Source organism: Ramlibacter sp., from assembly GCF_035706265.1.
Taxonomy (GTDB): domain Bacteria; phylum Pseudomonadota; class Gammaproteobacteria; order Burkholderiales; family Burkholderiaceae_C; genus Ramlibacter.
In genome coordinates, this window is record NZ_DASSVG010000647.1 from 1 (window position 1) to 10,102 (window position 10,102).

The 10,102-nt window shown below is 69.0% G+C and carries 11 protein-coding genes; 9 read left to right on the forward strand and 2 right to left on the reverse strand.

The window, feature by feature from the left end:
• Both VFM98_RS23165 and VFM98_RS23170 read right to left on the reverse strand, forming a co-directional pair.
• Nucleotides 1-477: FAD-binding oxidoreductase (locus tag VFM98_RS23165; protein WP_325112264.1), on the reverse strand; the 477-nt coding region annotated here is incomplete at its 3' end.
• 56 nt (nucleotides 478-533) lie between these two features.
• Nucleotides 534-1,223, reverse strand: a complete 690-nt coding sequence (locus VFM98_RS23170) for a GntR family transcriptional regulator (RefSeq protein ID WP_325112254.1) — start codon at nucleotides 1,221-1,223, stop codon at nucleotides 534-536.
• A gap of 115 nt (nucleotides 1,224-1,338) precedes the next feature.
• Here VFM98_RS23170 and VFM98_RS23175 point away from each other — a divergent pair, with 115 nt between their 5' ends.
• The 9 genes from VFM98_RS23175 to VFM98_RS23215 all read left to right on the forward strand — a co-directional run bounded on the left by VFM98_RS23175 (nucleotide 1,339) and on the right by VFM98_RS23215 (nucleotide 9,934).
• Nucleotides 1,339-2,568, forward strand: coding sequence for a pyridoxal-phosphate-dependent aminotransferase family protein (locus VFM98_RS23175; protein ID WP_325112255.1), 1,230 nt, complete (start codon nucleotides 1,339-1,341; stop codon nucleotides 2,566-2,568).
• 54 nt (nucleotides 2,569-2,622) lie between these two features.
• Nucleotides 2,623-3,588 (forward strand): tripartite tricarboxylate transporter substrate binding protein, encoded by a 966-nt coding sequence (locus tag VFM98_RS23180; RefSeq protein ID WP_325112256.1) that lies wholly within the window; start codon nucleotides 2,623-2,625, stop codon nucleotides 3,586-3,588.
• A gap of 124 nt (nucleotides 3,589-3,712) precedes the next feature.
• The gene (locus VFM98_RS23185; RefSeq protein WP_325112257.1) at nucleotides 3,713-4,924 is read left to right on the forward strand and encodes a CoA transferase; all 1,212 of its coding nucleotides are present in this window, start codon (nucleotides 3,713-3,715) and stop codon (nucleotides 4,922-4,924) included.
• A 104-nt stretch (nucleotides 4,925-5,028) separates the two neighbouring features.
• A complete protein-coding gene (locus tag VFM98_RS23190) occupies nucleotides 5,029-6,012 on the forward strand; it encodes a TRAP transporter substrate-binding protein (RefSeq protein ID WP_325112258.1) in 984 nt (327 codons plus the stop codon).
• A gap of 13 nt (nucleotides 6,013-6,025) precedes the next feature.
• On the forward strand, nucleotides 6,026-6,568 hold the full coding sequence (locus VFM98_RS23195) for a TRAP transporter small permease (RefSeq protein WP_325112259.1): 543 nt from the start codon (nucleotides 6,026-6,028) through the stop codon (nucleotides 6,566-6,568).
• Nucleotides 6,569-6,577: 9 nt separating this feature from the next.
• Nucleotides 6,578-7,864: a TRAP transporter large permease gene (locus VFM98_RS23200; protein WP_325112260.1), complete on the forward strand. Its 1,287-nt coding sequence runs from the start codon at nucleotides 6,578-6,580 to the stop codon at nucleotides 7,862-7,864.
• A 13-nt stretch (nucleotides 7,865-7,877) separates the two neighbouring features.
• Nucleotides 7,878-8,663, forward strand: coding sequence for an enoyl-CoA hydratase/isomerase family protein (locus VFM98_RS23205; protein WP_325112261.1), 786 nt, complete (start codon nucleotides 7,878-7,880; stop codon nucleotides 8,661-8,663).
• 80 nt (nucleotides 8,664-8,743) lie between these two features.
• A complete protein-coding gene (locus VFM98_RS23210; RefSeq protein ID WP_325112262.1) occupies nucleotides 8,744-9,088 on the forward strand; it encodes a hypothetical protein in 345 nt (114 codons plus the stop codon).
• A gap of 51 nt (nucleotides 9,089-9,139) precedes the next feature.
• Entirely contained in the window at nucleotides 9,140-9,934 is a 795-nt protein-coding gene (locus VFM98_RS23215) for an alpha/beta hydrolase (protein WP_325112263.1), read from the forward strand.
• Nucleotides 9,935-10,102 lie beyond the last annotated feature (168 nt).

A 10,102-nucleotide genomic window follows, 5' to 3' on the forward strand; every position in this document is an offset into this window, starting at 1 on the left:
GGCGATGCTGCGGCTGCCGCACGAGTTGTTGCCGGCCATGCCGCCGAGCGTGGCCTGCGCGCTGGTGGACACGTCGACGGGGTACCAGAGCCCGGCATTCTTCAACTGCGCGTTGAGGTGGTCCAGCACGATGCCGGGTTCGACGGTGACGGTGCGCCGGTCCGCATCGACCTCCAGCACCTTGCGCACGTGCTTGGAGAAGTCGATCACCAGGCCGGCGCCCACGGTCTGGCCGCACTGGCTGGTGCCGCCGCCGCGCGGCACCACCGGCACCTTGAGGTCGCGGCAGATGTCCAGCGCGATGCGGGCGTCCTCGGCCGACTTCGGCACGAACACGCCGACCGGCATCACCTGGTAGATCGAGGCGTCGGTGGCGTAGCGGCCGCGGTCCGCCGGCGAGAACAGCACCTCGCCCTGCGTCTCGGCGGCCAGGCGCTGGGCCAGCCGGCCGGCGACCTCGTTGCTGGCCTTGGCCACCTTGTCGTAGGCGGCGCCCTCGGCTTCGCGGGCGACGGTGATCGGCAGCGGGGCGTTCACGACGCGGCCTCCTCGGAGGCGCGGGCGGCGCGCAGCTGCTCCAGCACCACCTCGCGCTTGTTGCGCAGGTGCGAGAGCAGCACTTCGCGCATGGCGTTACCGTCGTGGGCGGCGAGGGCTTCGATCATCTTCTCGTGTTCCTTCATGGCGTTGCTCCACTTCTCGCCGTCCTGGTTGGAGCGGAAGCGCAGCGCCTGCAGCCGCGCGTTGACCTGCTGGTAGACCTGGGTCAGCACCGGGTTGCGGGCGGCGGCGCTGATGGCGCCGTGGATGCGCGCGTTGAGCGCGTAGTAGGCGGACAGGTCGCGCCGGGTGTAGGCGGCCATCATCTCGAAGTGCATGGCCCGGATCTCCGCCAGCTCCTCCTCCGTGATGCGCTGGGCGGCGAGCTCGCCCGCCTGCGCCTCCAGGCCGGCCATCACCTCGAAGGTGTGGACGATGTCCTCCTCGGTGAGCGAGACGGCCACCGCGCCCCGGTTGGGCAGCAGCTCCACCAGCCCTTCGGCCGCCAGCCGCTTGATCGCTTCGCGCAACGGGGTGCGCGACACGTTCAGCTGCTCGGACAGCTCACGTTCGTTCAGTTTGGCGCCGGGCGCGATGCGGCCTTCCACCAGCATCTGGCGCAGGCGTTGCGCCACCTGCTCGTGCAGCGCGGCGCGGGGGATGGGGATGACTTCGGCCGACATGGGGTGGAATTTTGTATGCAAATTAGCCGTTGTGCAAATGCCCTGTAGGGACAAGAGCCATTGACAATCGAATTTTGTATGCAAAAAATGGCGTCCACTTCAACGAAGCCCGACCATGCTGACGCTCGACTTCCATCCCACCGGCCGCCATTTCCTGCAGATCCCCGGGCCGTCCCCGGTCCCGGACCGCATCCTGCGGGCCATGAGCCTGCCCACGATCGACCACCGCGGCCCCGAGTTCGGGGTGCTGGGCAAGCGGGTGCTCAAGGGCATCCAGCAGATCTTCCAGACGAAACACCCGGTCGCGATCTATCCGGCCTCGGGCACCGGCGCCTGGGAGGCGGCGCTGGCCAACACGCTGAGCCCGGGCGACCACGTGCTGATGTACGAGACCGGCCACTTCGCGACGCTGTGGAACAAGATGGCCACCCGCCTGGGCCTGAAGACCGAGTTCCTGGGCCTGCCGGGCACCGAGGGCTGGCGCCGCGGCGTGCAGGCGCACCTGATCGAGGAGCGCCTGGCGGCCGACAAGGAGCATTCGATCAAGGCCGTGTGCGTGGTGCACAACGAAACCTCCACCGGCGCGACCAGCAACATCCTGGCCGTGCGCCGCGCCATCGATGCCGCCAGGCATCCGGCGCTGCTGCTGGTGGACAGCATCTCCGGCCTGGCCTCGGCCGAATACAAGCACGACGAGTGGGGCGTGGACGTCACCGTCAGCGGCTCGCAGAAGGGCCTGATGATGCCCCCCGGCATCAGCTTCAACGCCCTGTCGCCCAAGGCGCTGGAAGCGAGCAAGACCGCGAAGCTGCCCAAGTCCTTCTGGGCCTGGGACGAGATCGTGGAGATGAACAAGACGGGCTACTGGCCCTACACGCCCAACACCAACCTGCTGTACGGCCTGGCCGAAGCGTGCGACATGCTGCTGGATCCGGCCTTCGGCGGGCTGGAAGGCGTGTTCGCGCGCCACCGGCGCTGGGCCGAAGGCGTGCGCGGTGCCGTCAAGGCCTGGGGCCTGGAGACCCAGGTCACCGAGGTGGCGAGCCAGTCGCCGGTGCTCACCGGCGTGGTGATGCCCGAGGGCGTGGATGCCGACGCGGTGCGCAAGCTGATCTACGAGCGCTTCGACTGCTCGCTCGGCACCGGCCTCGGCAAGATCAAGGGCCGCATGTTCCGCATCGGCCACCTGGGCGACTGCAACGACCTGACCCTGATGGCGGCCCTCGCCGGCTGCGAGATGGGCCTGAAGCTGTCCGGCGTCAAGCTGGCCGGTTCGGGGGTCGCCGCCGCCATGGAGTATTTCGCCGGTCACCCGGCCCCCGTCGCCCTGCAGAAGGCGGCGTGACGTTGTCCCGAGGCTCCGATGGAGCCTCGTTTCACTTGTAGAGGAGACAAAGTAGTGCAACGCAGAACCTTTCTAGCCGGCGCCGCCGCATCCGTCGCCGCCCCCATGGCCTGGAGCCAGTCGCTGCCCACCCAGCCGGTGCGCATCATCGTCGGCTTCGCACCCGGCGGAGGCACGGACATCCTGGCGCGGGTGATCGGCCAGAAGCTGCAGGAAATGTGGAAGACCTCGGTCATCGTGGAGAACAAGGCGGGCGCCTCGGGCACCATCGCCGCCGACTACGTGGCCAAGCAGCCGGGCGACGGCACGGTGCTGCACATGGCGCACATCAACAGCCATGCGCTGATGCCCAACCTGATGAAGCTGAACTACGACGCCGAGCGCGACTTCCAGCCGATCGCGATGGTGGGCGTCACGCCGAACCTGCTGATCTGCAATGCGCAGCAGCCGGCCAAGACGGTGAAGGAGCTGGTGGCCTACTGCAAGGCCAACGCGGGCAAGGTGAGCTTCGGCTCCGCCGGCCCCGGCTCGGCCCAGCACATGGCGCTGGAGATGTTCATGCTGCAGGCCGGCGTGAAGGCGATCCACGTGCCGTACAAGGGCTCCGGCCCGATGCTGACCGACCTGATCGGCGGCCAGGTGCAATACAGCTTCGACACCATGACGGCTGCCACGCCGCACGTGAAGAGCGGCAAGGCGATCGCCATCGCACAGACGCGCCAGAAGCGCGCCAGCGGCCACCCCAACGTGCCGACGATGGCGGAGTCGGGCTTCCCCGGCTTCGAGGCCACCACGTGGTACGGCCTGGTCGGCCCGGGCAAGCTGCCGGTGGGCCTGGCCAGGCGCATGAACGAGGACGTGAACAAGGCCCTGCTGATGCCCGACGTGATCGAGAAGCTGGAAGCCTCCGGCGCCGAGGACGGCGGCGGCTCGGTGGAGAAGTTCCGCGAGTTCATGCACGTGGAACAGGCCAAGTGGGCCAAGGTGATCAAGGACGCCAACGTCAGCGTGAATTCCTGATCGCGCCGTCATCCCCGCGCAGGCGGGGATCCAGGGCGCCCGCGTCCCGCGCGCTGCGCGCGTGCCCTGGGTCCCCGCCTTCGCGGGGACGACGCAAGAAGTACCTTTCGAGAAGAATCAAGCCATGACAGATACCTCGCGCCCGCTGCCCCTCGCGGGCGTTCGCGTCCTGGACATCAGCCAGGTGATGGCCGGCCCCTATGCCTGCATGCTGCTGGGCGACCTGGGCGCCGACGTGATCAAGATCGAGCCCCCGGGCACGGGCGACCAGACCCGCGGCTCCATGGGCTTCAAGATGAAGGGCGCCGACAGCCTCGGCTTCCTGAACATGAACCGCAACAAGCGCAGTGTCACGCTGGACCTCAAGACCGGGGCCGGCAAGGAGGCGCTGAAGACGCTGGCGCGCGACGCGGACATCCTGGTCGAGAACTACCGCCCCGGCGCGCTGCGCCGCCTGGGCCTGGGCTACGAGGTGCTGAAGGAGATCAACCCGCGCCTGGTCTACACCAGCATCTCCGGCTTCGGCCAGACCGGCCCCTGGGCCGACCGGCCCGGCTTCGACCTGATGGCACAGGCCATGTCCGGCGTGATGAGCGTGACGGGCTATCCCGATTCGCCGCCGGTGAAGGCGGGCGTGCCGGTGGCCGACATCGGCTGCGCGCTGTTCGCCATCTATGCCACGCTGGCCGCCTACATCGGCGCGAAGAACACCGGACAGGGCCAGTACATCGACGCCGCCCTGTTCGACACCGCGATGGCCTTCTCGGTGTGGGACACCTGCGACTGGTGGGGCACGGGCAAGCCGCCGCAGCCGCTGGGCACCTCCAACAAGATGACGGCCCCGTACCAGGCCATGGCCTGCGCCGACGGCCACTTCGTCATGGGCGCCAACAACCAGAAGCTGTGGGTGCAGCTGTGCCAGCTGATGGGCCGCGAGGAACTGCTGCAGGACCCGCGCTTCACCAACATTGCCCAGCGCCTGGCGCACCGCGCCGAACTGCAGGAGGAACTGGAGCGGACCTTCCGCACCCAGGGCAAGGACTACTGGGTCGAGACGCTGCTCGCCAACGGCATTCCCGCCGGCCCGATCCTCTCGTATCCGGAGGCCTTCGGCAGCGATCACGCGAAGGAGCGCCGCATGCGCATGGAGATCGACCATCCGGTGGAGGGCAAGGTGCCCAACATCGGCTTCGCGGTGAAGCTCACCGGCACGCCGCAGCAGGTGCGCCGCCATCCGCCGTTGCTGGGAGAGCACACCGAGGAAGTGCTGGCCGAGGCGGGCCTCTCCAGCGAGCGCATCGCGCAGCTGCGCGCCGAGGGGGCGTTCGGCGCCTGAGGCCGGGGAATGGACACGGAAGCTCTCCGGACCAGACCTCATTGACAGCGCCAGGGGGCGGATGCCGAATGCACGCGGCATCCACCCACTCCTGGAGACACCGCATGAAGGCTATCCTCGCGACCCTCTGTGCCGCCGCCGCGGCGCTGGCCTTGTCGGCGCCCGCCGCGGCGCAGAGCCCCATCGAGCTCAAGCTCGGCCACGTGGGCGAACCCGGCTCCATCTTCCAGCTCAGTTCCGACGAATACGCGAAGCGCGTCAACCAGAAGCTGGCCGGCAAGGTGAAGATCGTCACTTACGGCTCGAGCCAGCTCGGTGGCGACAAGGAGTTGATCCAGAAGCTCAAGCTCGGCACCGTGGACATGGCCGTGCCTTCCACCGTCATGAGCTCCGAGGTCGACCTGTACGGCATCTTCGAGCTGCCCTACATGGTGAAGGACCGCGAGCACATGAAGCGCATCGAGAAGGAGGTCTTCTGGCCCGCGCTGGAGCCGGCCACCGAGAAGAAGGGCCTGAAGGTGCTGGCGCTGTGGGAGAACGGCTACCGGCACATCACCAACAACAAGCGCCCGGTGCGCGTGCCCAAGGACCTGGAAGGCTTCAAGCTGCGCGTGCCCGAGGGCAAGTGGCGGGTGAAGATGTTCCAGGAATACGGGGCCAACCCCAGCCCGATGAAGTTCTCCGAGCTGTTCACTGCGCTGCAGACCGGCGTGATGGACGGCCAGGAGAACCCGTTCACGCAGATCTACTCGGCCAAGCTGCAGGAGGTGCAGAAGTACCTCTCGCTGTCGGGCCACGTCTACACGCCGGCCTACCTGCTGGTGGGCAAGAACAAGTACGAGCAACTGCCCGCGGACGTGCGCAAGGTGCTGGAGGACACGGCCAAGGAAGTGCAGGCCTTCGTCTACGCCACCGCGGAGAAGCAGGAGAGCGAATTGCTCGGCAAGCTCAAGGCGGCCGGGATGCAAGTCAACGAGGTGGACAAGAACGCCTTCATCGCCGCCAGCAAGGGCATCTACGACGACTTCGCCAAGGACGTGCCGGCGGCGAAGCCGCTGATCGAGAAGGCCGTGGCCCTCGGCAAGTAAAGGAACGCCGTACATGCCGCATACCGAAGCCGCCGCGCCCGCCACGGCCACGCAGCGTTTCCGTCGCCACTACGGCCTGCTGCTGGAATGGGTCGTGATGGCCCTCATGGTGACGCTCGCCCTCGAAGTCACGCTCGGCGTGGTGTTCCGCGCCATCGGCCAGTCGCTGGTGTGGTACGACGAGGTCGCATCCATCATGCTGGCCTGGCTGACCTTCTACGGCTCGGCGCTGGCTTCGGTGAAGCGCGCCCACATCGGCTGCCCCGAGGTGGTCGACCAGCTCCCGGCCTCCTGGAGGCGCTGGCTGGGCCTGCTCACCCAGCTGCTGGTGATCGCGTTCTTCGCGCTCCTCGGCTGGGTGGGGCTGCAGATCATGCCGATCCTGGCCGGCGACACCCTGGTGAGCCTGCCCTGGGTGCCGGTCAACGTGGCGCAGTCGGTGATCCCGATCTCCTCGGCGCTGATCGTGGTGGCGGAGGCCACCCACCTGGTGGACCTGTGGCTCGCGCGGCCGCAGGCGGTGAGCGGCGCGGCTCTGGCCGACGGCCTGCACTGAGGAGGCGGCATGGGAACGATGCTGTCGCTCTTCGGGGCCGTGCTGGGGCTGGTCCTGATCAACGTGCCGATCGCCGTGTCGCTGGGCATCGTCGCCGTGCTGGCGATGGTGGCCTCGCACGGTTTGTCCTCGCTGCCCAACATGCCCGTGGTGATCTACAACGGCGCCACCAACTTCCCGCTGCTGGCCATCCCGCTGTTCATCCTGGCCGGCGCGATCATGAATGCCTCGGGCATCTCCAGCCGGCTGATCGCCTTTGCCTCGGCGCTGTTCGGCTGGGTGCGCGGCGGGCTGGCGCACGTCTCGATCGGCGCCTCGCTGTTCTTCGCCGAGATCTCCGGTTCGGCGGTGGCCGACGTCGCGGCGCTGGGCTCGCTGATGATCCCGGGCATGAAGGCGAAGGGCTACCCGGCGCCCTATGCGGCGGCGGCGATGTCCTCGGCGGCCACGCTGGCGGTGATCATCCCGCCGTCGATCCCCATGATCCTGTACGCCGTGATGGCGGAGAGCTCGGTGGTGCAGCTGTTCGTGGCCGGCATCGTGCCGGGCATCCTCGGCGGGGCCGGGCTCATGGGCATGGCGAGCTTCCTCGCGCGCCGCTACAACCTGCCGCGCGAGGAGCGCTTCTCGTGGCAGCGCGTGCGCAAGACGGCGCGCGAGGCGCTGTGGGCCTTCCTCATGCCCATCATCATCCTGGGCGGGATCTTCGGCGGCGTGGTGACGGCCACCGAGGGCGCGGCGCTGGCGGTCGTGGCCGCCTTGTTCGTCGGCCTGTTCATCTACCGCGAACTGGACATGGCGCACCTGCGTGCCGCCATCATGGAAGGCGGGGTGCAGACCGCGGTGGTGATGCTGCTGGTGGCCACCAGCGCCTTGCTGGGCACCTATCTCACCGAGGTGCAGGCGCCGCAGGCGCTGGCGCGCGCGGTCTCGGAGTTCACGCAGACCAAGTGGGTGATCCTGCTGCTGCTGAACATCCTGTTCCTGTTCCTCGGCATGTTCCTGCACTCGGCGGCGGCGATCATCCTGGTGGTGCCGATCGTGATGCCGCTGGTGCGCGCCGCCGGCATCGACCCGGTGCACTTCGGCCTCATCGTTACCATCAACCTCGGCATCGGCCAGCAGACGCCGCCGGTGGCCAGCGTGCTGATGGTGGCCTGCTCGATCGCCAAGTCCTCGGTGTGGGAGGTGACCCGTGTCAACGTCTGGTTCATCGCCGTGCTGGTCTCGGTGCTGTTGCTGGTGACGTACGTGCCGGCCACGGGGCTGGGACTGGTCGATCTGTTCTACAAGTAGCGAAGGAAGAGTTTTGCAGGATACGGACAACAAGGGCCGCGTGCACCTGGCCATCGAGGGAGGCATCGCCTCGGTCACTTTCGACCGGCCCGAGGCGCGCAATGCGATGACCTGGGCGATGTACGAGCGGCTGCGCGCCATCTGCGAGCAGCTGCGCGAGGACCGCTCGGTGCGCGTGGTGCGCTTCCAGGGCGCCGGCGGCGAGGCCTTCGTCGCCGGCACCGACATCGCGCAGTTCCAGGAGTTCGACGGCGATCGCGGCGTGGAATACGAGCGCCAGATCGACGCCACCATGCAGCTGCTGGCCGGCCTGCCCATGCCCACCGTGGCGGTGGTGCAGGGCTGGTGCATCGGCGGCGGGCTCGCGATCGCGAGCACCTGCGACTTCCGCCTGGCCACGCCGGCCAGCAAGTTCGGCGTGCCGATCGCACGCACGCTGGGCAACTGCCTGTCGGTGGCCAACGTCGCCGGCCTGGTGGCCGCCTTCGGGCGCCCGCGCGTGCAGCGGCTGCTGCTTTTGGCCGACGTGATCGGCGCCGAGGAGGCGCAGGCCTGCGGCTACGTGCTGGAGGTCGCGGCGCCGGAGGCGATCGAGGCGGCGGCGCAGAAGCTGTGCAAGAAGCTGGCCTCGCTCGCGCCGGTGACGCAGCAGGTCAGCAAGGAGGCGCTCAACCGCCTGCTGCGCCACGACCTGCCGGAAGGGGAAGACCTGATCCGCCGCACCTACGGCAGCGCGGATTTCCGCGAAGGCGTGCAGGCCTTCGTGCAGAAGCGCCCGCCGGTCTGGCAAGGGCGATAGCCCTTCGGAAGCTGGGTCGGCGTCCTACGTCGCGGTTTGCGGCCGCTGCCTAGGATGGAAGCCAACTCTCAAGGGCGACCATGGCCGGCAAGCAGCAGCAATCCCTGATGGGCTCCAGGGCCCCCGCGCGTCCCGGCGATCCGATCGACCTGCTCGACTCGGTGGCAGGCGAGGAGGATCCGGGCGCGTCCCTCGACCTTCCGCGCGGCACCGAAGGCGGCTCCGACCAGCCGGCCGGGCAGGCGCCCGGCCAGCCGAGCGCGGCGCAGCGGCCGATGAGCCCCGGCGACGAAGCGCCGGTCGGCACGCCGGGTACCGGCGAAACGGTGTGTCCGAAGTGCGGCGGCAGCGGACGCCTCGGCGCCTCCGACTGCCCCGAGTGCGGCGGCACCGGCAGGATCAACGTCGGCATCGGCGGGGCCTGAAGAAGCTTTGAACGAATTGCTCGCACACGGCTTCTGAGCCTGCATCCCGGGATGCCGCAGTTCGCGCCCACCCGACGCACCCGGCTCCCCGCCATCCGCGCCCTGCCGACGCGCAAGGGACGCCTGGGCTACGTCCTCTCCGGCCACGGGCCGGCGCACGTCGTGCTGTTCAGCGGCGCGGGCATGAGCCTGCAAGGGTGGGAACCGCTCTATCCGGGCGTCGAGCGCATCGCCCGCGTCCTGGGCTGGAACCGTTTCGGGCTGCCGGGCAGCGACCGCCCGCGCGGGCCCCAGACTGGCTCGCACGTGGTCGCCTCCTTGCGCGAGCTGCTGGCGGCCACCCATCTCGCGCCGCCCTACGTGCTGGTGGCGCATTCGGTGGGCGGGCTGTACGCCAACCTGTTCGCGCGGCTGCATCCCGAGGAGGTGGCCGGCGTGCTGTTCATCGAGGCCACGCATCCCGGCGACCCGCTGGTGCTGAAGAAGCATGCGACGCAGGTCGAGCGGGCGCTGTCGCGGGTGCTCGCCTTGCCCAACGCATTGCTGCGTCCGAACCTGCACAGCGAGCTCGCGGGCGTGGAGCAGACCGTGCGCGAGATCGAAGCCGCGGGGTCCTTCCCCGACGTGCCGCTGCGCGTGCTCACGGGCGGCCTCACGCCGCGGGCGTGGCTGATGTCGCCGGCAGCGGTGGGCGCACGGCGCGCCAACCAGCAGGAGCTGGCGCGGCTGTCGCCGCGCGGCGAGCAGGTGATCGCGCAGAAAAGCGGGCATTTCCCGCAGCTGACGGAGCCGCGGTTGGTGTTGCGGGTGCTGGAGGAACTGATCGTGGAAGTGCGCACCGCGTAGGCTGGTGGTGAGCGCGCGCAACGCGCGCCGAACCCCAGCGCTCCGCTGCGCTCGCGCATCGCTGGGCTTCGGCCTGCGGCGCTCAGCACCAGCCTACGCGAGCCGCCGGGCCCAGGGGGTCACCGTGCTCAGAACCAGCGCCGCCAGCCGCTGGGCTCGTTGCCGGGA